The sequence below is a fragment of the Methylophilus sp. 13 genome (genome assembly GCF_015354335.1).
Lineage (GTDB): Bacteria > Pseudomonadota > Gammaproteobacteria > Burkholderiales > Methylophilaceae > Methylophilus > Methylophilus glucosoxydans.
The window spans coordinates 79,093-103,735 of sequence record NZ_JADKYR010000002.1 but is presented as its reverse complement, the minus strand read 5'-3'; the positions used below and the strand labels follow the sequence as shown (position 1 = coordinate 103,735).

Sequence of the window (24,643 nt, the reverse complement as noted above, 5' to 3'; positions counted from 1 at the left end):
TGACATTATTTGTCGTCGGCATGGGTACAAAAAAGCAGGTTGGCGGTTAAAATAAAGTGATGGAAGCGCCTGAAACACCCTCTCTCCAACCTGCATTTATTCACCTGCGTTGCCACAGTGAGTATTCCATTGTGGATGGCACGGTGCGCATTGATGATTACGTCAAGGCTGCAAAAAGTGATGCCATGCCAGCGATTGCGCTGACCGATCTGGCTAACCTGTTTGGGGCGATCAAGTTTTACAAGGCTGCCCGTGGCAAGGGGCTCAAACCGATTCTGGGCTGTGATGTCTGGATCGAGAATCCGCTCCAGCGCGACCAGCCTCACCGCTTGCTGTTACTGGTACAAACGCAGCAGGGCTATCGCAATCTGTGTGAATTACTCAGTCGCGCCTATCTGGAGAACCAGTACCGTGAACGGGCAGAAATCAAACCCGAGTGGTTACAGCAAAAAAACGCAGGGCTATTGCTGCTGTCGGGCTTTGCTGCCGGTGACATTGGACAGGCACTGCAGGCTGGCAACCAGGCTCAAGCCTTGCAAGCGGCAGCACACTGGGCCGGGGTATTTGAAGGCCGCTACTACCTGGAAGTTCAGCGCGTACATGTGCCCGGCAATACCGAAGCCTATGCCCAAGAGCAATTGATCAGACAAACCATCGCCATTGCACAGCAGCTTGATTTACCTGTGGTGGCCACGCATCCGATCCAGTTCCAGACGCAGGATGACTTTATGGCGCACGAAGCGCGCACCTGTATCGCGGAAGGCTATGTGCTGGCCGATACGCGTAGACCCAAGCGGTTTGTCGCCACCCAGTATGTGAAAACCCAGGCAGAAATGCAGGCTTTGTTCGCCGATATGCCCATCGCCTTGCAAAACTCGGTGGAGATTGCCAAGCGCTGCAACCTGACGCTGACTTTGGGGAAAAATTACCTGCCCGATTTTCCGACGCCTAATGGTGAGAGTCTGGATCAATATCTGGTGGACCAGTCTAAAGCAGGCTTGGAGCACCGCCTGGCCTATTTGTACCCGGATGAACAGCTGCGGGAAGCCAAACGAGCTGAATACGAAGCGCGCTTGCAGTTTGAGTGCGGCATCATCATTCAGATGGGGTTTCCTGGCTACTTTTTGATCGTGGCCGATTTTATTAACTGGGCAAAAAACAACGGCGTGCCAGTCGGACCAGGCCGGGGCTCCGGTGCGGGGTCTTTGGTCGCTTACAGTTTGGGGATTACCGACCTCGACCCGCTCAAATACAACCTGCTGTTCGAGCGTTTCTTAAACCCGGAGCGGGTCTCCATGCCCGACTTTGATATTGACTTCTGTCAGGAAGGGCGAGATCGCGTCATCGATTACGTCAAGCACAAATATGGCTTGGCTTCGGTGTCTCAGATCGCCACCTTCGGGACCATGGCGGCCAAAGCGGTGATCCGCGATGTGGGCCGCGTGCTGGATTTGCCGTTCAACTTTGTCGATGGCATCGCTAAGCTCATTCCAATGGAGCTGGGCATCACGCTTGAATCCGCACTGGAAAAAGAGCCGCAACTGCAAGAGCGCCGCGAAAAAGAAGAAGAGGTCGCAGAATTACTGTCTTTGGCATTGCGGCTGGAAGGCCTGGTCCGTAACATCGGTATGCACGCCGGGGGGGTGTTGATTGCGCCTGGCAAGATTTCAGATTTCTCGCCCGTCTATTGCCAGCCCAATGGCGACAGTCTGGTCAGTCAATATGATAAGGATGATGTGGAGGCGGTCGGTCTGGTTAAGTTCGACTTTTTGGGCCTGCGCACGCTGACTATCCTCAATATGGCGCTTGAAAACGCCAATGCGCAGCGCGCGCAAGAAACGTTGCCACCACTGAGTTTTGAGACGATTCCGCTCGATGACAAGCGTAGCTACCATCTGCTGAAAACAGCCAATACGACAGCGGTGTTCCAGCTGGAATCGCGCGGTATGAAAGATATGCTTAAGCAAGCCAAGCCAGACTTGTTTGAAGACATTATTGCGCTGGTTGCCTTGTACCGTCCTGGCCCAATGGATCTGATTCCAGACTTCTGCCGCCGTAAACATGGCACGCAGCGCGTGGAATACCCGCACCCGTCGACCGAATCTATTCTCAAGGAAACTTACGGTATTGCCGTGTATCAGGAACAGGTGATGCAGATCGCCCAGGTGGTCGCCGGGTATAGTCTTGGTGGTGCAGACTTGCTGCGCCGCGCCATGGGTAAGAAAAAGCCGGAAGAGATGGTCAAACAGCGCGAAATCTTTAATGAAGGTGCGCTCAAAAATGGCCTGACCTTGCAGCAGTCCAACGATTTGTTTGACTTGCTGGAAAAGTTCGCGGGGTACGGCTTTAACAAGTCGCATGCGGCAGCGTATGCCTTGGTGGCTTATCATACCGCTTACCTCAAAGCGCATTACCCGGCGGCTTTTCTGGCGGCGACCATGTCTGCCGATATGAACAATACCGATAACGTGCATACGTTTTTTGATGACTGCGGCGCCAATCATATCGAAGTGTTGCCGCCAGACATCAATGCCAGTGTCTATCAGTTCAAGCCGCTCAATGCGCAGCAGGTGCTTTACGGCCTGGGCGCTATTAAAGGCACCGGCCTGGCGGCGATTGAGTTGATTATGGCGTCCCGTCAGTCTCAAGGCCCTTTCAAAGACTTATTCGATTTTTGTCAGCGCCTGGATTTGCGCAAGGTCAACCGTCGGGTGATTGAATCCCTGATCCGCGCCGGCGCTTTTGACAAGCTGGAACCTAACCGGGCTGCGTTGCTGGCGGGCCTGGATAGGGCGATCAGTGTCGCAGAGCAGGGCGCGGCACACGCCGGGCAAGATTGCCTGTTTGGCGGGGTGATCGAAACGCAGCATGCTTTACCGGATATTGCCGCCTGGAGCCCTGAGCAGGCCTTGCAAGAAGAAAAAACGGCGCTGGGTTTTTACTTGAGTGGTCACCCTTATTTAAGCTACAAAGCGCAGCTTGGCCCCTTTATCAAAGGCAATCTGGGTGAGCTTGCGCCACAAGAGCAGCCGAAACTGCTGGCCGGGGTGGTCATGGGTGTACGTGTCCGCATGACGCAGCGTGGGAAAATGGCGATTGTGACGCTGGATGATGCCGTCGGTCGCGTGGATGTGGTCGTCGGTAGCGAACTGTTGAATCAGCACGCACAGTGGATCAAGGAAGACCAGCTGCTGGTGGTAGAAGGGCGCATCAGTAATGATGAGTTCTCCGGTGGCATCCGCGTCAGCGCCCGTAAACTCTATGATCTGGCCGCCGTGCGTAACCGTTTTGCGCAAATGCTGACCTTGAGCTGCAATGGCACTTCGGATGTGCAGCGTCTCATGACAGTATTGACGCCTTATCGCTACGCCGGTGAGGAACAGAAGCGTTGTCCGATCAAAGTCGACTACCATAATCAGTCTGCGCAGGTGAGTTTGATGCTAGGCGATGACTGGCAAGTCGTGCTGCATGACGATCTGCTACACAATTTACAGGGCTGGTTGTCTAAAGAAAACGTCAAAATCCTTTATAATGCCTGAACTTTTTTCTAAAGAATTCATATTGGAATTCCAATGAGTGTAAAACGTTTAACGCCTAGTAAACTGACTTATCTTGATTTTGAACAACCGATTGCCGAACTGGAAAAGCGGATTGACGCGCTACAAGTTTCGCATGACGAACATGACTCTCTGGATATTTCCAAAGAGCTGGATTTGTTACAAAAGAAGAATACCAAGTTATTGCAGGATACCTTCCAGGCCTTGACTGCCTGGCAGATTTCCCAGGTGGCCCGCCATCCGCAGCGCCCCTATACTGCAGACTATATCAATGCCTTGTTTACTGATTTCCAGGAGTTGCATGGCGACCGTGCCTATGCAGATGACCCGGCCATTGTCGGCGGCATTGCGCGCTTTAAAGGCATTCCGGTCATGGTCATGGGCCATCAAAAAGGCCGCGATATCAAAGAACGCCAATACCGCAATTTCGGTATGCCGCGTCCTGAAGGCTACCGCAAGGCGCTGCGCCTGTTCCGTCTGGCCGAAAAGTTCAAGATGCCGATTATCACCTTTATTGATACGCCAGGCGCCTATCCCGGCATTGGGGCTGAAGAGCGCGGCCAGTCAGAAGCGATTGCACGCAATTTGTATGTCATGGCCGAACTGAAAACGCCGATTATTGGCGTGGTGATCGGTGAGGGCGGTTCTGGTGGTGCGCTGGCCTTGGGTGTCGTGGATCATTTGAATATGCTGCAATATTCCACTTACTCGGTGATTTCGCCTGAAGGCTGTGCGTCCATTTTGTGGAAGAGCGCCAGCAAGGCCCCGGAAGCCGCCGAAACCTTGGGCATTACCGCAGACAGGCTCAAGTCTTTGGGCTTGATTGATACCATTATCAACGAGCCGCTGGGTGGCGCACATCGTAATTATGAAGATGTGATGGAGAAGGTCTCGCAAGCGATCGGCCAACAGCTGAAAGCATTGCAGGCCAAAAAAATACCGCAGTTGCTGGAGACACGTTACCAGCGCCTGATGAGTTACGGTAAATTTAAAGCGGCCAGTGAAAAATAATGCTTCTCTTATGACCAGCCTGAAAAGCCAGTTATCTGGTTTTCTGGCTGGGCTGTCAAATCCGGATGCCAACACACCACATCTGCTGCTCGCACTGAGCGGTGGCGTAGATTCTGTGGTGTTGTTACATCTGCTCGCAGAGCTCTGCCAGCAATTGCCATTTCGGCTGTCAGCCATGCATGTGCATCATGGCTTGAGTCCCCATGCCGATGCGTGGTTGCAACAATGTGAACACCATTGCCAGACCTACAATGTCCCTTTTTTTGCTGACAAGGTGCGCGTAGATTTGCAAAGCGGACAAGGTCTGGAGGCCACCGCCCGCGAAGCACGCTATCATGCCCTGGAGCAACAGCGTCAGCAGATCGGTGCAGATGCGATTGTGACGGCTCATCATCTGCAAGACCAGTCAGAGACGTTGATGCTGCAACTGGTAAGAGGCGCTGGGGTCAAGGGCTTGAGTGCCATGGCCGCGTGGGATGGCGCACGCCGCTTGTATCGGCCACTGTTAAGTGTGCCAAAAGCCACACTTTTACAGTTTGCCACCGCACACCACTTGCAATGGGTAGAAGACGAAAGCAACGCAGATACGGCTTACGACCGCAATTTTATGCGTCATGCAGTGATGCCAGTGTTGCGCGAACGTTATCCGCAAGTGGATCAGTCGTTATTGAGAACGGCGGGGCACATGGCAGACGCGCAGAGTTTGCTGGATATACTGGCCAGTCAGGACTTGGCGCAATGTGATTTACAAGCCGAATGGCTGGGGCAATCGATTGCGATGTCAAAGCTGTATGCATTGGGCGATGTCCGCGCCAAAAACTTGCTCCGTCATTGGTTTCAACAGTTGCAGTTACGGATGCCCAATCAGGATCAATTGCAAGAATATTGGCAGCAGCTTTCATCGGTCAAACCTAACCGTTATCTGCATTTGCCGTTACAAGGGCAAGCCTCGCATCAGTCAGCTTATTTGCACCATTACCAGCAACGCCTGTATTGCGTTACCAAACCAAGCGCATTGCCACAAACACCACTGGTGTGGCAAGGGCAAGCCTCGCAGCAATGGGGTGACTGGCAAGTGCAGTTTAAAGTCGTGAAAGCGCGCGGGATTGCTTTGGCCAGACTGGGGGTTTCCCCGGCAGCGATTACCCTTAACCGGCGGTATGGGCAACCTTTGGTGCTTGCTGAAGGCACTTCGCTCAAGTTGATGCCTAGGGCAGGGGGTGAGAGTTTGCAGCCTGACGCCAAGCGTCCTCGGCGTGAATTGAAAGTCCTTTTTCAAATGCTGGGCATTCCGCCATGGCAACGTGCTTTTTATCCTTTGGTCCAAGTGGCCACCACCCATCCAGGTGCTTCTGAAACGCTGGTCTCACTGGCAGGGCTGGCGGTGGATGCCGCCTGGCAGCCTGGCCGCAATGCTTACGGTCTGGAAATCAGCCTGACGCCGTCTCCCTCTCTTCTGTAATTGGTTGTATATATCCAATGGTGGTTGTTAAATTGGTTGTAATAAACCAATTTTAAGATAAAATCTGGTTGTAATAAACCAGATTTATTTTTATCTCATTGATTAAAAAAAGATATTTTTTTAGCCTGCCAATGGAATGATTTTTGCTCAATACCTTGAGTGTTTTTTGCAGCCAAAAGACATTCATTTAAGTATTCTCGGGAAAAGGATCATTCGTTATGAATAAACAAGCAGTCAAACCATTGTTGATGGCCATTCTCTCTGCTTATGCGGCGCATGTGGTCGCTGTGCAAGCTGAAGAGGTGCAATTGGATAAAGTCGAGGTCATCAGCACCACGCCGCTGAATGGGGTTGGTGTGCCTCTTGAGCACATTCCTGCCGGCGTGCAGCAAGTGAAACAAAAAGAGCTGGTTAAGCAAAAGAGCCTGACATTAGGCGACTACATGAACCAGAATATGCTTGGGGTGAATGTGAATGAAACACAGAACAACCCATTCCAGCCCGATGTGAACTATCACGGTTTTACCGCTTCCCCTTTGCTTGGCACGCCACAAGGATTGTCCGTGTATGTCGATGGCGTACGTGTGAACGAAGCCTTTGGTGACGTGGTGAACTGGGACCTGATTCCGATGAACGCCATTAATCAGATGACTTTGATTCCAGGCTCTAACCCATTGTTTGGTTTGAACACTTTAGGCGGGGCGATTTCAGTGCAGACCAAGAGTGGCCGTACCAATCAGGGCGGCGCTGTTGAGGCCTACACTGGTTCCTGGGGCCGTCATGTGTTGAATGCAGAATATGGTGGCGTGTCCGAAGACGGTTCTAAAGATTTCTTTATCTCTGGCAACAGTTTTGAAGAGGATGGCTGGCGTAGTTTTTCAGCCTCCCGCGTCAAGCAGTTGTTTACCAAGGCCGGTTGGCAAAATGAAAAAACGGCTGTCAATGTCAGTTTGTCGCTCGCAGATAACAAAATGCGTGGCAATGGCTTGCAAGCAGGCAGTTTGCTGGATTCTTTGGGCTACAAAAGCAATTTTACCGTGCCTGACCAGACCAAGAACAACATGGCTTTTGTAAACCTTAATTTGAGCCATTACTTTGCTGACGACATTCAGTTAAGTGGGAATGTTTATTATCGTGATGTGCGTACCAAAACCTTCAATGGTGACTTAAATGATGGTTTTGAATTGGCTGCTGGCGGGTTAGGTGACAATAATTCAGATTGCTTGGCTGGCAATGATGCTGATGAGAACTGCTCTGGCGCGATTAACCGCAGCAGATTAACGCAGAAAAGTTACGGCTTTACTTCACAGTTAACCTTTTCTCAGGATTTACTGGGCCTGAAAAATCAGTTTATCAGCGGCTTGGGCTACAACCGCGGTAAGACCAAGTTCTCGCAGAATACCGAGTTTGGCTTGTTAAACAGCTACCGTGGCGTGGATGGTACTGGCGAACTTAATGCCTTGACTGACCAAGTGAATTTGAGCGGTGTGAACCGCACCTGGAGCGTCTTTGCGACGGATACCTTGTCTTTGAATCCCTACTGGCATGTGACAGCCTCTGCGCGTTACAACACGACTAAAATTGATAATGATGACAAGATCACCCCCAGTGGTTCTGGCTCGCTCACCGGCACGCATTCCTTCAATCGGCTGAATCCGTCTTTGGGGATTAATTTTACGCCCAGCAATCAATTGACGGCGTATGCCTCTTATAGTGAAAGCAGCCGTGCGCCTACCTCTATCGAGCTGGGATGTGCGGATGAAAACAATCCTTGTAAATTGCCAAACGCAATGGCCGGTGACCCACCACTCAAGCAAGTGGTTAGCAAAACCTATGATGCCGGCTTGCGTGGCTTCCTGACACCCACAGTCACCTGGAGTCTGGGTGCCTATCATACGATCAACACTAATGACATTCAGTTTCTGACCTCTGCGACCGCCCTCAATAACGGTGCTGGCTTTTTCTCTAATATCAGTAAAACCAAGCGTCAGGGGCTTGATGCTAGTCTTGCAGGGCGTATGGATGCGTTTTCATGGAATCTGGGCTATAGCTTTGTGCAGGCTACCTACGAGTCTTCTTTCCAGATTGCGAATCAGGTGAATACCAGCGCTACTGTAGATCCTGTTTCAGGCAACAGCTTTATTCAGGTGAACAAGGGAGATTACCTGGCAGGTATCCCAAAACATCAGCTTAAACTGGGCTTGGGCTATGACGTGACTTCTGCCTGGAATGTGGGCAGCAATATTGTGGCCTTCTCCAGCCAGTACTCCCGTGGCAACGAAAACAATAAGGATACAAGCTCTGGCGCAAAAGTCCGTGGTTATACGGTAGTCAATCTGTTCACAAACTACCGCTTTGACAATGGCTGGAACATCTTCGCCCGTGTGAATAATGTGTTTGACCGCGAGTATTACAGCTTGGGCATGCTGGGTCAGAATCCGATTGACCCGACTACCGGCCAGTTTAGCGGCAATGAAACCAACGATACGTTTTATGCCCCTGGTGCGCCAAGAGCAGGCTGGATCGGTGCGCGTTACGATTTTGGCGTCAAAAAGTCCGTCGCTTCTTATGATAAAGACTAAATAAGCGAGGAGGATGCGTGCTTTCACAACTTTCATCATCAGTGGATAAATCCAGCTTAATGCCTCTCAAGAAAAAAATCTTGCTGGTAGAGGATGAGGCGCTTTTTGCGCGCGCGGTGGTTAAGCGTTTGCAAAAAGCAGGATTTGAGTGCGAGCACGCAGAATCTTTAAGCGATGCAAGACTGCTAATTAAGCAGTTTGAACCGGATATGGCGCTGTTGGATATGCGCCTGCCCGATGGCAATGGTCTAGACCTGTTATCAGAGTTTATTGCCAGAAATATCAATACGATTGTCATGACTGCGTTTGGTGACGTGAGTGATGCGGTCAATGCCATCAAGCTGGGGGCCATTGATTACTTAAAAAAGCCCATTGATCTTGAAGAGTTATTGCTCATTATTCAGAAAAACGAGAAGACGACAGAACTGCAAACCAGCCTGGATTACTCGCGCCAGCGCAATGCCGTTGCTAATGACTCCGTTCAACTGATAGGCGAAAGTACGCCTATGCAAAGTGTGCGCCAACAGATCACGCGTATTGCCCAGTTAAGTGCGCTCAGTGATGCCGTGCAACCGACGGTGTTGATTACAGGGGAAACCGGGACGGGCAAAGACGTTGTTGCACGTTTTTTGCATGGCAGTTGTGCCAATCATGACAAACCTTTTGTGCATGTGGATTGTGCCTCTTTGCCGGCTGAGTTGATTGAGAGCGAGCTGTTTGGGCATGAGAAAGGCGCATTTACCAATGCAGTTTCCTCGCGGCCAGGCCTGATCGAATCTGCAGAAGATGGTACCTTGTTCCTCGATGAAATTGGCGAGTTGCCGTTGGGTTTACAGGCAAAATTACTCAATGTACTTGAGCGCAGAATGGTGCGTCGCTTGGGTTCTACCAAGGAACGTCCCGTGAACGCGCGTATTATTGCCGCCACCAATCGTGATTTATACCAGATGTCGAATGAGGGGCGCTTCCGTTCGGATCTATATTATCGACTGAACGTGATCACCATGAAAATGCCTCCCTTGCGTGATCGTGGGGCAGATGTCTTGTTGCTGGCTAATTATTTCCGGCAACTGACTGAGAAGCGCTACGCCTTGCCGCATCATGAGTTCAGCGCCGCGGCATTGATGGCAATGCAAACCTATCACTGGCCGGGCAATGTCCGTGAATTGCGTCATCAAATCAGCCGTGCGGTTTTGATGTGCACACAGTCTATGATTTCCGAGCTTGACTTGGGCTTGCCTCAGGTTGGCATGAACCAGGTGGCGAGTGTCTTGCAAGGCGACAGCCAGGTGACGCTGGATGATGCAGAAAAGGCCATGCTGCTAAATGCCTTGGAGCAGTCGCGTAATAATGTCTCTAAGGCCGCAAGATTGCTGGGCATCACGAGAATGACCATGCGCTATCGTATGGATAAACATGGCATCTCTGTATAACGCGCTGAATCTCTGTCATCCTGAATAAAACGCCTCGCAACTGCGGGGCGTTTTGTTATGCCCGTGCGTGGTTGTTGCATGATGTAAATCAAGCGTACGGCCTCTTGCACATAAATCGCGCATGGTATCATTACGCTTTTACAGTGGAGCTAAAAATGATTGGTACCCCGTTAAGCGCAAATGCGACCAAAGTCATGTTGTTGGGCAGTGGCGAACTTGGCAAAGAGGTGATTATTGCCTTGCAGCGTTTGGGGGTGGAAGTCATTGCGGTTGACCGTTATGAGCATGCGCCTGGTCACCAAGTTGCCCATCATGCCTATGCGATTGATATGACTGACGCGGATGCGCTTAAAGCCTTGGTGAGTCAGGTCAAACCACATTATATCGTCCCGGAAATCGAGGCGTTGAATACGCAGGCGCTGGCCGAGATTGAAGCCACAGGCGTCACGGTGGTGCCTACTGTACGTGCCGTGCAACTCACCATGAACCGTGAAGGGATACGCCGGCTGGCCGCGGAAGAATTAAACCTGCCGACGTCACCGTATGCGTTTGCCCGTTCTGAAGCTGAATTGCAAGCAGCGATTGACGGTGGTATTGGTTATCCATGCTTTATCAAGCCCACCATGTCTTCGTCTGGTAAAGGTCAATCCCGCATTACACAAGCCTCAGAAGTGAAGGGCGCCTGGGAGTATGCCGCCAGTGCGGGGCGTGTCAATCAAGGGGTGGTGATTGTCGAAGGTCAGATTGATTTTGATTATGAAATCACCTTGTTAACCGTGCGTGCCAAAAATGCCGCTGGCGAGATTGAAACGCATTTTTGCGCGCCGATTGGCCATGTGCAAAAGCAGGGCGATTACGTTGAGAGCTGGCAGCCACAAGCAATGGATGCGCTAGCCTTGAAAAATGCTCAGGACATTGCCAAAAAAGTGACGGATGCCTTAGGTGGTCAGGGCTTGTTTGGCGTTGAGCTGTTTGTCAAAGGTGAGCAGGTTTGGTTCTCTGAGGTTAGTCCTCGTCCGCACGACACTGGGATGGTCACCATGTGCACGCAGCGCCTGAATGAGTTTGAACTGCATGCGCGTGCGATTTTAGGCTTGCCTGTGGATGTGACTCAGCGTGAGACTGGCGCAAGCGCCGTCATTTATGGCGGTGCAGATACCAAAACACTGGCCTATCACGGTCTGGAAGCGGCCATGTCAGTACCTAACAGCGAGATTCGCTTGTTTGGCAAGCCGGAGTCTTTTGTGCGGCGTCGCATGGGCGTCGCCTTGGCGACCGCTGACAATACTGACCTCGCGCGTGCGCGTGCCAAAGAGGCTGCGGGTCTGGTCACGCCTAAAGTCGCAGGATAACTGGTGTGGCAATGACTGAAATTCAAGAGCCAAATGCTTCCAAACAATCGTTGTTTGACTGGCTGGGCGGCACAGAAAAAGGGACTGAGACCATCCGACAGCTGGTGGAAACCTTTTATGACATCATGGATAGCGACCCAAAAGCGGCGGGGTTACGCGCCATTCACCAGCCAGATCTCACCGAGGCACGCGAAAAGCTGTTTATGTTTTTAACTGGCTGGACGGGCGGGCCGCAGTTGTATATCGAACGCTATGGTCATCCCAGATTACGGGCACGGCATTTGCCGTTTTCCATTGGTGAGTCCGAGCGCGATCAATGGATGTATTGCATGATTAAAGCCATGCATACCTTACAGTTTGACGAGTCGCTGATGAAGCATATTGCCAATCAATTGTATGGCGTGGCGGATTTTATGCGCAATCGCGAGGGTTAATCCCCTTAATATTCGCAAGCTCAAACTCTCATCTGCAGAAAGAAAAAGCCCCGAATCTCGGGGCTTTGTCATCATCGCGATCCCAGTTCTAGGACTTCAGTGTCGTCTCTGGGATTGCAGGCTTAGGACTCAATATTCGCGGTCTCCGCTGTATTTTCAGCAGGTTGCTGAGCAGGGAGATCTGATTTCTGCTTAGACCTGCCTGTTGTGCGCTTGGCTTGCGTGCGGTTTTGCGGCGTCGCTTTAAAGCCAAATCCGCCCAGCAGCGCGGCAACCACTTTGCGTTTTACGTTTGCTGCAGATTTTGCCGTGACCGCTTTGGGCGCGGCCGTGGCGGCGGCTGGCTGGTAAGGCTGCTCAAACCAGGCATCTTTGCCGCTGGAGGCTTTAGAGGGGCGTGAACGCGCAGGGGTCGTACTGCTGCTGACATTCGCTTTTTCTTTTGGAATCTGTTTTTTGATGAGCTTTTCAATCTCGTCAAAATACTTGGTTTCATCCTCGTCGATCAGCGAAATGGCAATGCCTTTAGCGCCTGCACGGCCTGTACGGCCAATACGGTGCACGTAATCTTCTGGCGCAGTAGAGATTTCGTAGTTAACCACCAATGGCAAGTCCGTGATGTCCAGACCGCGTGCGGCAACATCGGTTGCAACCAAGGCGTGAATAGTGCCCGCCTTAAACGCATCAAGCGCTTCGATCCGTTCTTTTTGTGACTTGTCACCATGAATCGCGCTACAAGGCACCTGATCACGTTCCAGTGCTCTGGCCAGTTTGCTGGCCGAAAGCTTGGTTTTGGTAAAAACAATCACTTGCTGATTGGGGTATTGCTTGAGCAGTTGTACCAAAAAACGTTGTTTCTGGTCAGTGTTCACCAAAAACGCTTTTTGTTCCACATTGTCGTTGGTGGCGTTGCTGCGTGCCACTTCAATCAATGTCGGATTATTTAAAAACGCATCTGCCAGTTTTTTGATTTCATCAGAAAACGTCGCCGAGAACATCAGATTTTGCCGCTGTTTTGGCAACAAGGCCAGAATGCGCTTCAAGTCAGGCATAAAGCCCATATCCAGCATGCGGTCGGCTTCGTCCAATACCAGAAACTGTACCTGGTTTAACGACAAGGTTTTTTGCTCGACATGGTCCAGCAGGCGGCCGGGTGTCGCGACCAGGATTTCAACGCCTGTCTTGAGGATAGGCGTTTGCGTCTTGATATCTACACCGCCATACACCACAGTACTACGCAAAGCCGTGTGTTTGGCATAGGTTTTGATGTTGTCGTATACCTGAATCGCCAGCTCACGTGTCGGCGCCAGCACCAAGGCCCGGATGGGATGCTTGGCTGGCGAGGTGCTGGTGCTGGCCAATGGCAGCAAGGTATGCAAAATTGGCAGCGAAAACGCCGCCGTTTTGCCCGTCCCTGTTTGCGCACCGGCCATCAAATCCATGTGCTGCAAGGCAAGAGGAATCGCCTGCGCCTGAATCGGCGTCGGCGTGGTATACCCGGATTCCTCAATCGCTTTCAACAGCGGCTCGGCCAGGCCGAGCGCACGAAAATCTACAATGGTTTGCTCAGTCATAGGCTAGGCTTAGGCAAATGAACGAGGACGTTTGGCGGCGCCACCACCATTGTCACCAAAGGATTTTCCCGCTGGACGTGGTTTTTGATTGCTACGGCTGGCGTTAGGGTTGCCAAAGCGTTCCTGGCTATTGGTTGGACGTGGGCGGCGCTGGCCAAACTCGTCCGCCAATGCGCGGGCAAACTGGAAGTCGGTATCCTTGTTGTAGCTCTTGCTGTTACCGTTGACTTCTTTGCTTTGTCCAGCTTCTGGGGTACGCGGTGCACGTGGCTTATTGTTTTGCGCATCGCGCTGGCCTTCACGTGCAACACGTTCACCAAATGATTTTGGCTGTGCTGAACGCTCGTCGCGACGGAAGCCACCTTTACCTTGTGGTTTGCCAGGGCGCTTGCCACGACGGCTATCGCCATCATCCATGCGTACCGCACGTTTTGGCTCAAAACCGGCAATCACTTCAGCCTGTAATTTCTGGCCAGTATATTGCTCGATTTTGCGCAGCAAATGACGATCAGCGTTTGAAGCAAACGAAATCGCAACGCCGGTATTGTTGGCGCGGCCAGTACGGCCAATGCGGTGTACATAGTCTTCAGCAAATTTAGGCAGGTCGTAGTTAATGACGTGTGAAATACCTTGTACGTCAATGCCGCGCGCTGCGACATCTGTCGCTACCAGCACTTTTACATCGCCGTGGCGCAATTTTGTCAGCGTTCGGTTACGCGCACCTTGAGTCATGTCGCCGTGCAATGCCGCAGTGCTATGGCCGGCAGCATACAAGTCTTCAGCCAACAAATCGGCATGGCGCTTGGTGCTAGTGAAAATAATGGTTTGATTGACATCTGGTGCAATCAGCAAGTGCTCCAGCAGTTTGTTCTTGTGGTTCATGTCATCCACAAAGTGCAAACGTTGTTCAATGTTGGCATGTTTTTCTTTTTGACCAGCCACTTGAATAGTGAGTGGATTATTGAGGAAACGTTTGCCGATATCCATAATGCCGTCAAGTGTGGCAGAGAACAGCAAAGTTTGGCGCTCAGCAGGCAAGGCTTCGCAAATACGCTCTACATCCGGCATAAAACCCATGTCCAGCATGCGGTCAGCTTCATCCAGCACCAGCATCTGCAGGCGGCTCAGGTCAATGCGGCCACGCTCAAGGTGATCAATAAAACGGCCTGGCGTTGCTACCAGAATATCCAGTGGTTGCGACAGCAGCTTGTTTTGCAATGGGTAAGGCATGCCACCCACAATGCTGATGCAGCGTGCGCGCAAGAATTTACCGTATTTACGTGCGGCTTCATTCACTTGTGCAGCCAGTTCACGGGTTGGTGTCAGTACCAGGATACGTGGGCCACGGCTGCGCACCGGGTGTGGTGTTGCCAGCAAGTTTAAAGCGGGCAGGGTAAATGCAGCGGTCTTGCCGGTGCCGGTTTGTGCAGAAGCCATAATGTCACGGCCTTGCAATGCTTCAGGAATAGATTGTGCCTGAATCGGTGTTGGGTTTTCATAGCCTGCGTCGGTCAATGCGCGCAAAATGGAGGGGTCGAGATTTAAATCTGCAAAAGACAAGGAATGTCCCTTTCATCAACAATTAAAAAGGGCGCTAGTAAAGCAAATGCAAAGCCAGTCAATTACATTGCACAAAGTGCGCATGTAGTACTTGCTGAGCGAAAGCAACATCAGGAATGGATTGCTTTTACCGGCGCTTGGGCATGGCCACTAACCGATAAAAGAAGATGGTGTCATCAAGACTTCATCTAAAGATGATAACCTCAAAAATTCGCGAGTTATCGACAGGTCAGGGCAATGAATTTAAAACGTATTGGGCTAGTAGAGCACCAGCAACGCTTTAAAGTTGCTCGCAGTATATCCATTTTATTTTAAAAGTCAATTATTTAGTTGATTTGTGATAAAATCGCGCCCTTTCCAAACAGATGGCAGTTCACATGGCACGCAATTTAAGAAATATCGCAATTATCGCCCACGTTGACCACGGTAAAACCACCATGGTCGATAAGCTACTTCAACAGTCAGGTACTTTTGCCTCACACCAAGCGGTGACTGAGCGTGTGATGGATAGCAATGATCTCGAAAAAGAGCGTGGCATTACCATTTTGGCCAAAAACACCGCCTTAACGTATGAAGGCACGCATATCAATATCGTTGATACCCCGGGCCACGCCGACTTTGGTGGTGAGGTAGAGCGTGTATTGGGTATGGTGGATGGCGTATTGCTGTTGGTGGATGCCGTTGACGGCCCCATGCCACAAACCCGTTTCGTGACGAAGAAAGCACTGGCACTAGGTTTGAAGCCTATTGTCGTGATTAACAAGGTAGACCGTCCAAGTGCCCGTCCGGATTGGGTGATCAACCACACTTTTGATTTGTTTGCCAATTTGGGTGCAACGGATGAGCAATTAGACTTCCCTGTGGTCTATGCCTCTGCCTTGAATGGTTTTGCAACGCTGGACCTGAAAAATCCTTCAGACAATATGCGTGCCTTGTTTGAAACGATTTTGAGTCACGTTGAGCCGCCAAAAGGCAACAGCGATGCTCCATTGCAATTGCAAATTTCAGCCTTGGATTATTCGACATATACAGGTCGTTTGGGCGTTGGTCGTATCACTAACGGTCGTATCAAGCCAGGCCAAGTCGTAGCAGTGATGCGCGAAGATGAACAAGTCGCACAAGGCCGTATTAACCAAGTGCTCGGTTTTAGAGGTTTGGAGCGTGTGCCGGTTGAAGAAGCCGAAGCAGGCGACATTGTGATCATCTCAGGGATCGAAGAAATCGGTATTGGTTTCACCATCTGTGATCGCGACAAACCTGTTGGTTTGCCACATTTGGGCGTAGATGAGCCAACTTTGACCATGGACTTTATGGTCAACACCTCACCATTAGCAGGGACTGAAGGTAAATTCATCACCTCACGTCAAATTCGTGATCGTTTAACCAAAGAGTTGTTGGTTAACGTTGCTTTGCGCGTTGAAGATACTGAAGACACCGATGTTTTCCGTGTGTCTGGTCGTGGCGAATTGCACCTGACCATTTTGCTGGAAAACATGCGTCGTGAAGGCTTTGAAATTGCTGTAGGTAAACCACGCGTTGTGTTCAGAGAAATCAATGGCGAAAAATGTGAGCCTTATGAAATCCTGACTGTAGACGTTGAAGATGAAAATCAGGGCGCGGTCATGGAGGAGTTAGGTCGTCGTCGCGGTGAAATGACTAACATGGAATCTGACGGTAACGGTCGCACACGTTTGGAATACCGCATCCCAGCACGTGGCCTGATTGGTTTCCAGGGTGAGTTCTTAACCTTAACCCGTGGTACTGGCTTGATGGCGCATATTTTTGACGAATACGCCCCGGTAAAAGCAGACATGCCAGGCCGTCGTAACGGTGTGCTCATTTCAGCTGAACAAGGTGAGGCCGTTGCCTATGCCTTATGGAAGCTACAAGATCGCGGCAAAATGTTCTCTAGCCCAGGCGACAGATTGTATGAAGGCATGATCATCGGCATTCATAGCCGCGACAATGACCTGGTCGTTAACCCAATCAAAGGCAAACAACTCACAAACGTGCGTGCTTCTGGTACAGACGAAGCGGTGCGTTTGATTCCACCAGTCTCACTGAGCCTGGAAAGTGCCGTAGAGTTTATTGACGATGACGAATTGGTCGAAATCACACCAAAAACCATCCGTCTGCGTAAACGCTACCTGTTAGAGCACGAGCGTAAACGTGCTTCTAAAGACTAAGTGATATGTTGATAAAAAACGCCAGCGAAAGCTGGCGTTTTTGATTGCGAGTAATCAGTAGTGGTCATGAATGAAAGCTACGCACTTGTCATGATTAAAAGTGTGGCGTTTAATCCAAAGAGATCAGCAGCTTTTGGAGTGATTGCTGTTAGCCCAACCCGCAATTAGTCAACAATTAAAGTTAGCAACTTTAAAAAGGTTTGCTTAATATGCTTTACATAAAAACCCTTATTTGGGTGAGATATAATAAAATTAATAATTGATTTTGTGCTAAAAATTAATTGGTATGTTTTTATTACAGTATCTTTAATAAGAGGGTGTATTCGGTTTTTTGTCTGATTTATGTTAGGTGTTGTCGTATGTCTAGTAAGTCCATCAAGGCAAGCTTCTTAAAGCGTTATACCGATTTGCCAGCAACTTTAGCGGTATTGCGGAATCGCGAATTAACGCTACTAAGCCCTATGACCTGGGACGATACAAATGATCGCGGAACATTAGCGCACTATGCAGAACGTCGAGAGTTAAAAACTTTGTTGAGTGCCTGTTTCTCTCAAGCGATTGAGACGTATCATCATTGGAAAGTATTTTCCCCTGGCTCAGCAGGAGTATGTATCTACTACTTTAAGGACAAGCTATTAAAGGCAATTCCAAAACAGGGCTTTTCTCACCGGCTTGTTGATTACAAGTCGCCAACGGAGTTGCTGGCCTCATATTCTGAATTAAACGATATGCCATTCACTAAAGCAGAGGCGTATCGAGACGAAATCGAATACAGAGTTATCTATTCATCGAAAACAGAATTTCTTAGATATAAAACCATTACTATAGAATTGGATGTTATTCGTTCAATTGTGCTTAGCCCTTGGATGGCACCATCGTTATTTGAGGCTACTAAAGAAACATTATTGTCTATTGAGGGTTGTGAAAATATACCAATCACACAATCCAGAGTGGTTGCAAATGAGGCTTGGCTTCAGTATGTAAAAAACACCTAGCCGTTCTATGAAGCTGGAAGTAGGATCCGACGGGACTTCTCAGGCCTGTCGAGCAGGGTGGGCAACTCGTTGCCCACGTATTGTGATCCCAAGCTAATCAGACCTTTTGCAACCCTCTCAGCTTGAGATACACTGCTTGTGATTTTGTGATCTTGGCAGGCCTTATGGAAAAGCTGGAAAAATACCGCGTCAACCCTAAAAAATTCTCCCTCAAGCAATATTCTCCCGATGACCGTTCTGCGCGGAGTGAAGATAAAGCGCAGGATTTAGCTGAGTTGGCAAAACTGACTGAGGCGATTAATGCGCGGCAGGATATTTTGCATGCTGAGGGCAAGCATAAGGTGATTTTGCTGTTGCAGGGCATGGATACCAGCGGCAAGGATGGCACAGTCAAGCATGTGTTCAGTGCTTGTGACCCGTTAGGCATTCGTCTGGCGAGTTTTAAAGCGCCTAGCGCTGATGAGCTGGCGCATGATTATTTGTGGCGGGTGCATGCGCAGGTGCCGGCTAAAGGTGAGTTGGTGATTTTTAACCGCAGTCATTATGAAGATGTGCTGATTGTGAAGGTGCATGGCTGGATTGATGATGTGGAATGCAAGCGCCGTTACCAGCAAATCAACGATTTTGAGCGTATGTTGACCGAGACGGGCACGACACTGATCAAGTGTTTTTTACATATCTCGAAAGAGGAACAAAAAGAGCGCCTACAAGAGCGTCTGGATGAACCGACCAAGCATTGGAAATTTAATCCGAAAGACCTGGAGGAGCGCGCGCTTTGGGAGGATTATATGCAAGCGTATGAGTCTGCCTTGCAAGCCACTTCTACCGAACATGCGCCTTGGTACGTGATCCCGGCCAATTCTAAAACCAACCGCAATCTGCTGATTTCACGTTTGTTGCTGGAGACGCTGAATCAACTGCCATTGGCTTACCCGCCTAAACCCAAGGAATGGGATGCTTTGAAGATTAAAGACTAAGCGCCGGATTGGTTGAATTTAATGATTTTACGCTGTGAGAATGCGCGGTAGTTAAAGTCTAATAGGGCAATTGCGATTATCATCACTCTCCATGAGTTTACGTTTCAGGTTAAATCTTTTAGTCACCATGCTGTCGCTGGCTTTTTTGGTCGCGGCAGGCGTGGTGTTGGTGCGCGACACCAAAGACAGTATTCGTGAGCGGGTGGAGGCGGCTACGCGGGTGACGGTGCAATTGCTGGATACGGTGATTGTCAGTTCTGCCATGAATCCCAGCCTGGGGCCGACGCATTATGTGTTGCAGGACTTTTTGCGCTCTTTGGGCTATGTGCGCAGCAGCCGGATTGAGTTGTATGACTACGCCAATAACCCGTTGTATCTTTCCCCCGGCTCCACTTTTAAGTCTGAGGTCATCCCGCCACAATGGTTTGTACGCCTGGTGGCTCCCAAGGTCGAAACCGTGACGCGCCGGGTGCGGTATGGGGTGCTGATTGTTCACTCCAGTGCAGAAGGCTCGATTCGGGAGGCTTGGTCCGGCTTTAGGCAATTGATGATTATGGGCATTGGTTTTTTTGTGCTGCTCAACTTGCTAGTGTATGGCTTGCTGAGTCATGCCTTGCGCCCGGTCAGGCATATTTTGCATGCGATTAACCGCATAGAGCAGGGTGATTTGACAACGCGCCTGGAGCGCTTCTCTTTGCCCGAGTTTGACCGTATTGGCCAAAGCTTGAACCAGATGGCTGTCTCGCTGGATGCCGAGCGCCAGTTGGAGCAAAACCGCCAGCTTACGCAACTGATACAGCAGCATATTGAAGACGAGCGGCGCAGCCTGGCGCGTGAGCTGCATGATGAGCTCGGCCAGTATGTGACCGCGATCAAAACCTTTGCCGTGGCTATTGTGAACAAAACCAAGGCGACCACGCCTGATATCTCTGCCAATGCGCAGACCATCGTGGCGGCGGCCAACCATATTTACGACGGCATGCACAATATCATCCGCCAGTTACGTCCGGCCGCCATGGATAATATGGGCCTGGTGGAAACCTTGCGCGATATGATATCTGGTTACCAGGCGCAGCATCCAGAATTAAGCATACAGCTGCATGTCTCTGGCGAGTTTCAGCCCATGGGCGAGAATGTGAACATCAATCTTTACCGCATTGTGCAAGAGGCGGTGAATAACGCCATCAAGCACGCGCATGCACAATGTATCAATGTGCATTTGCTGCTGGATAAGGATGGCTTGCGCCTGATGATCTGTGATGATGGCGTGGGGATGCATATCGACAACGTGGACCAGACCAAGCATTTTGGCTTGCTGGGCATGCGTGAACGTGTACAAGCATTGCATGGGCAATTTAAAGTAGTTTCGCAGCCAGATGCTGGCCGTGGAACCACCCTGGAAGTTCGGTTGCCTATACAATCAGCATAAATAAAGGGGAGACAAGTGTGATTAGTGTAATGCTGGTGGATGACCATGCCGTGGTCAGGATGGGTTTTAAAATGTTGCTGGAGTCCGACCAGGATATCAAGGTGATTGCTGAGGCTGAAAGCGGCGAGGCAGCCATCAAGGCCTATCAGGAGCATCATCCGCAAGTGGTGGTGATGGATATCACCATGCCTGGTATCGGCGGCATGGAGGCGATTGAGCGGATTCTCGCCAAAGACAGCCACGCGCGTATCCTTGTACTGTCTGCACATGAAGACTCCGTGCATCCCAAGCGCGTGCTAAATGCCGGTGCGATGGGCTATGTCACCAAACGCAGTGCGGCGGAAGAGTTGATCAAAGCCATCCGCAGTGTGGCACAAGGCAAAAAGTATCTTGAAGCCAGCGTGGCCCAGCAAATGGCGATTCAGCAATTATCAGGTGAGCAAAATCCAGTCGATGTGCTCAGCGAACGTGAGTTTGAAGTGTTTATGTCGCTGGCGCGAGGCAAATCCACCAACGAGATTGCTGAAACCTTGTTTTTGAGTCCGCGTACCGTGGGCACGCACCTGTATAACATCAAACAAAAACTCAACGCACAAAACTCTGCCGAGATTGCGCTGATTGCGATGCGTTGTGGCTTGCTAGAGCCATAAGCGTTCAATTAAAACCAGCTTAGGTCTTTAATAAAAAGTCATTCTTAGCAATAAGAATGACTTTTTTTATTGCATTTTTGGGGGAGGGTAAGGCCTTGGGATTACTTTAAGCGCGGCTGCGGGTACTTAAAACACCAAAGGCGATAATCAACAGCATGCCTGCTGTTTCAAGCAGACTCAGGGCTTCTGCCCAGAAGAGGATCCCAAGCAGGGTGGCAAAGACGATGGTGCTATAAGCCAGGCTTGCCACCGTCAAGGTGTTGCCTGTGCGGTAAGCGCGGGTAAGCGCCAGTTGGCTCAGGGTTGCCGACAGGCCGAGACCGCACAATAATGGCAGGTCTTGCCAGCGTAGAGCTGTGACATGGTCGATCAACATCCAGCCGCCACTGGCAATCGTGCACACCAGTGTGAAGTAAAAGACGGTACGCCAGTCGGGTTCGCCTTGTATCCCCAGTTGTTTGACGTGGACATAGGCGAGCGCTGCCCCAATGCCTGAGAGCAGACCCACGCCCCCGGCCAGCCATTGCTCGCGATGGAACGTAGGTTGCAAAAGCAGGCAAATGCCAATAAAGCCTCCCACCACGCATAGATTAAGCCTCAACCGCTGTTGGCGCGTCAGTGGCTGGTCGCCTGTGAGCAGCCAGGGGGAGAGCAGCGCGAGGAACATGGGCGAGGTGTAATTGAGTGTAATGGCTGTGGCCAGCGGTAAATGCGCGATGGCATAGAAAAATAGCAGCAAGGCCGTGAACCCCACGCCGGCCCTGCGTAACTGCATATTGAGTAGTGGTGTTTTTATCTGCTTGCCTTGACCGTAAACGATGGCGGCAATCATCACAAAGCCAAAGGCAGAGCGGTAAAACACCAGTTCACTGGTGGTGAAGCGTGCTGCGCCTGCTTTGACAAATGCGCCCATGATGGCAAACCCCAAGCCTGCCAGCAACATCCAGTAGCTACCCAGCTGCCAATGTTGGGGGTGCCAGGAGCGTGGGGAAGGTGGTTTTTTCAAGCGGAAACAGTAAGGTGTGTGTTCGGTTAGCGTGGCAAGTGGGCAGGTAGATGCGGTTCCATCTGGCGGCGATACCATTGATGGAAGTGTTCCAGTCCTGTTTCCATCGGGTGCTGATAGGGGCCACGCTCATCTTTACCTAGCAGATACAAGCCTTTGCGGCCATCCTGCATACGCTGGCAGATTTCTTTATCTTCTACTGCGGTCTCAAAATAAGCCGCTTGCTGCGCTTTGATGTATTCACGCTCAAACAGCGCAATATCTTCTGGATAGTAAAATTCGACCACGTTTTTGCACGACTCGACGCCGGTCGGGATGATGTGGGAGACGACCAACACATTGGGGTACCACTCGATCATCAGGAAAGGATACATGACGAACCAGATGGCGCCGTATTTGGGCGCGGTGCCTTGTTGGTAATCGGTGACCGTTTGTTGCCACTGCTTGTAGACTGGCGACAGGCTGTAATCTGGCAGCGGTTTGTAGCCCACGGTTTGTACGCTGTAGTGTTCGCCAAATTCCCAGTGCAGTTCACCACAATCAACAAACTGGTTCAGGCCAGGGTGGAAAGGGCCTACATGGTAGTCTTCCAGGTAGACTTCGATAAAAGTCTTCCAGTTGAAATCATAGTGATCCACAATCGCCGAATCAAAATAATAGCCGGTGAAGTCAAAGTCCTGCTTGCAACCAAGCGTTTTTAACACCTGGCTAATCTCCAGACCTTTTTGTTTGCCAGTGGTCTCGTTCGCTTTAAAAAGCAGGCCTTGCCATTCTGTCAGGGATTGTTTTTCAAGGTGCAGGCAAGGGGTTTGCTCAAAATGCGGGGCGCCGAGCAATTGTCCGCTCAGGTCGTATGTCCAGCGATGAAGCGGACAGACGATATGTTGCGTATTGCCTTGTCCATTGAGCATGACTGCTTGCCGGTGACGGCAAATATTGCTGATCAGTTGAGGCGTGCCTTGCTGGTTGACCAAGGCCACGGCGTCGTGCATCCAATCCAGCGCCCGGTAGTCTCCGGCGTTAGGCACCATGCGCGTATGCCCCATGTATTGTGGCAGCAAGGAAAACAAATGCGCCTGCTCCAGCGCATAGATTTCCGGGTTGAGATACCAGTCTACGGGTAATTGTGCGAAGCGAGTCTGATGGTGTTCTTTATTTAAAGAGGTGACAGAGCCCATATGCCCAACGGATAGATTACTTGCAAAAAAGGTGAATTGTGCCCGAAAAGGGGGTAAATGAAAAGTCAAAGCGCCTTTATTCACTGTAAAAATCCGGCTCAATCATTTGATTTTAATCAAAAAAATACGCGTTGTGTGTGAGGTAGACCTGGCCCCGGGGCTTATCCAAGGCCAAAACGAGGCTTAACCAACTCAAATAAATTCAGTTATAATGTTCGAGGTTTTTGTGTATAACAATACGTAAACGATAATTGCAATTTTTAGGAGCAATCGAATGGCAAATTTATTAGATCAGTTGAAAGCAATGACAACCATCGTGGCTGACACTGGTGATGTTGAAGCAATCAAAAGTGTTAAACCTGTGGATGCAACCACAAACCCATCTCTGGTGTTGAAGGCTAGCCAAATCCCTGAATACGCACCATTGATTGACACTGCCATTGCTTATGCTAAAGCACAAGGCGGCTCTAAAGAGCAACAAATTGAAAACGCAGCGGATAAATTGGCTGTGTTGATTGGCGCTGAAATCACGAAAGTGGTTCCAGGCCGTATTTCTACAGAAGTGGATGCACGTCTGTCTTTCAATATCGACGCGATGGTTGCTAAAGGTCGCAAATTGATCAGCCTGTACCAAGAGTCTGGCATCAGCAAAGATCGCGTATTGATCAAACTGGCTTCTACCTGGGAAGGTATTAAGGCCGGTGAGATTCTGGAAAAAGAAGGCATCCAATGTAACCTGACTTTGCTGTTTGGTTTTGGTCAAGCCCGTGCGTGTGCTGAAGCTGGCGTATTCCTGATCTCCCCATTCGTTGGCCGTATCCTCGACTGGTACAAAGCGAAAAACCCAGGCACTGAGTACACACAAGAAACTGACCCAGGTGTAGTTTCTGTGCGCGCAATCTACCAGTACTATAAAGAGCACGGTTACAAAACCGTGGTAATGGGTGCTTCTTTCCGTAACACTGGCGAGCTGATTGCCTTGGCTGGTTGTGACCGTTTGACCGTGTCTCCAAACCTGCTGCAAGAGTTGGCTGCAACTGAAGGTACATTGACTCAAGTGTTGAAAGATGGTGGAAAAACCAAAGAAGTGCCTGCCAAATTGACAGAAGAGCAGTTCCGCTTTGAATTGAATCAGGATCCAATGGCGACAGAAAAATTGGCTGAAGGTATCCGTGGTTTCGTGGCTGACCAGAACAAACTGGAAGCTGCATTAGCCGCAAAACTGTAATATCGCCATGCGATAATGCACACGGGCAG

General features: G+C 50.4%; 17 protein-coding genes. 13 read left to right on the top strand and 4 right to left on the bottom strand.

Annotation, left to right across the window (positions count from 1 at the left end):
- Positions 1-59: 59 nt before the first annotated feature.
- The 7 genes from dnaE to INP77_RS04590 all read left to right on the top strand — a co-directional run bounded on the left by dnaE (position 60) and on the right by INP77_RS04590 (position 11,831).
- Positions 60-3,539 (top strand): DNA polymerase III subunit alpha, encoded by a 3,480-nt coding sequence (dnaE, locus tag INP77_RS04620; protein ID WP_194747676.1) that lies wholly within the window; start codon positions 60-62, stop codon positions 3,537-3,539.
- A gap of 33 nt (positions 3,540-3,572) precedes the next feature.
- Positions 3,573-4,568, top strand: coding sequence for an acetyl-CoA carboxylase carboxyltransferase subunit alpha (locus INP77_RS04615; RefSeq protein WP_194747675.1), 996 nt, complete (start codon positions 3,573-3,575; stop codon positions 4,566-4,568).
- A 10-nt stretch (positions 4,569-4,578) separates the two neighbouring features.
- Positions 4,579-6,030, top strand: a complete 1,452-nt coding sequence (gene tilS / locus INP77_RS04610) for a tRNA lysidine(34) synthetase TilS (RefSeq protein WP_194747674.1) — start codon at positions 4,579-4,581, stop codon at positions 6,028-6,030.
- Between the two features lie 218 nt (positions 6,031-6,248).
- Positions 6,249-8,612, top strand: a complete 2,364-nt coding sequence (locus INP77_RS04605; RefSeq protein ID WP_194747673.1) for a TonB-dependent receptor — start codon at positions 6,249-6,251, stop codon at positions 8,610-8,612.
- 17 nt (positions 8,613-8,629) lie between these two features.
- Positions 8,630-10,045 carry a sigma-54 dependent transcriptional regulator gene (locus INP77_RS04600; protein ID WP_194747671.1) on the top strand — a complete coding sequence of 472 codons (1,416 nt, stop codon included), beginning with the start codon at positions 8,630-8,632 and terminating at the stop codon, positions 10,043-10,045.
- A gap of 155 nt (positions 10,046-10,200) precedes the next feature.
- Positions 10,201-11,397, top strand: a complete 1,197-nt coding sequence (purT, locus tag INP77_RS04595) for a formate-dependent phosphoribosylglycinamide formyltransferase (protein WP_194747670.1) — start codon at positions 10,201-10,203, stop codon at positions 11,395-11,397.
- An 11-nt stretch (positions 11,398-11,408) separates the two neighbouring features.
- The gene (locus tag INP77_RS04590) at positions 11,409-11,831 is read left to right on the top strand and encodes a group II truncated hemoglobin (protein WP_194747669.1); all 423 of its coding nucleotides are present in this window, start codon (positions 11,409-11,411) and stop codon (positions 11,829-11,831) included.
- A gap of 122 nt (positions 11,832-11,953) precedes the next feature.
- Here INP77_RS04590 and INP77_RS04585 read toward each other — a convergent pair whose 3' ends face one another.
- Complete coding sequence (locus INP77_RS04585) at positions 11,954-13,405, bottom strand: DEAD/DEAH box helicase (RefSeq protein WP_194747668.1); 1,452 nt, start codon at positions 13,403-13,405, stop codon at positions 11,954-11,956.
- Between the two features lie 9 nt (positions 13,406-13,414).
- Positions 13,415-14,965: a DEAD/DEAH box helicase gene (locus INP77_RS04580; RefSeq protein WP_194747667.1), complete on the bottom strand. Its 1,551-nt coding sequence runs from the start codon at positions 14,963-14,965 to the stop codon at positions 13,415-13,417.
- 377 nt (positions 14,966-15,342) lie between these two features.
- Here INP77_RS04580 and typA point away from each other — a divergent pair, with 377 nt between their 5' ends.
- The 5 genes from typA (at position 15,343) to INP77_RS04555 (ending at position 21,202) form a co-directional block, all read left to right on the top strand.
- On the top strand, positions 15,343-17,151 hold the full coding sequence (gene typA, locus INP77_RS04575) for a translational GTPase TypA (protein WP_194747666.1): 1,809 nt from the start codon (positions 15,343-15,345) through the stop codon (positions 17,149-17,151).
- A gap of 359 nt (positions 17,152-17,510) precedes the next feature.
- On the top strand, positions 17,511-18,146 hold the full coding sequence (locus INP77_RS04570; protein ID WP_194747665.1) for a DUF2971 domain-containing protein: 636 nt from the start codon (positions 17,511-17,513) through the stop codon (positions 18,144-18,146).
- Positions 18,147-18,310: 164 nt separating this feature from the next.
- The gene (locus tag INP77_RS04565; protein ID WP_194747664.1) at positions 18,311-19,123 is read left to right on the top strand and encodes a polyphosphate kinase 2 family protein; all 813 of its coding nucleotides are present in this window, start codon (positions 18,311-18,313) and stop codon (positions 19,121-19,123) included.
- 91 nt (positions 19,124-19,214) lie between these two features.
- Positions 19,215-20,552: an ATP-binding protein gene (locus tag INP77_RS04560; protein WP_228518731.1), complete on the top strand. Its 1,338-nt coding sequence runs from the start codon at positions 19,215-19,217 to the stop codon at positions 20,550-20,552.
- 29 nt (positions 20,553-20,581) lie between these two features.
- Entirely contained in the window at positions 20,582-21,202 is a 621-nt protein-coding gene (locus INP77_RS04555; RefSeq protein ID WP_194748431.1) for a response regulator transcription factor, read from the top strand.
- A gap of 106 nt (positions 21,203-21,308) precedes the next feature.
- Here INP77_RS04555 and INP77_RS04550 read toward each other — a convergent pair whose 3' ends face one another.
- Both INP77_RS04550 and INP77_RS04545 read right to left on the bottom strand, forming a co-directional pair.
- Positions 21,309-22,208, bottom strand: coding sequence for a DMT family transporter (locus INP77_RS04550; RefSeq protein WP_255521178.1), 900 nt, complete (start codon positions 22,206-22,208; stop codon positions 21,309-21,311).
- Positions 22,209-22,234: 26 nt separating this feature from the next.
- A complete protein-coding gene (locus INP77_RS04545) occupies positions 22,235-23,386 on the bottom strand; it encodes an aromatic ring-hydroxylating dioxygenase subunit alpha (protein ID WP_194747662.1) in 1,152 nt (383 codons plus the stop codon).
- 274 nt (positions 23,387-23,660) lie between these two features.
- Between INP77_RS04545 and tal the strand changes: the two genes are divergently transcribed.
- Positions 23,661-24,614: a transaldolase gene (gene tal / locus INP77_RS04540; RefSeq protein ID WP_194747660.1), complete on the top strand. Its 954-nt coding sequence runs from the start codon at positions 23,661-23,663 to the stop codon at positions 24,612-24,614.
- Positions 24,615-24,643: the final 29 nt, after the last annotated feature.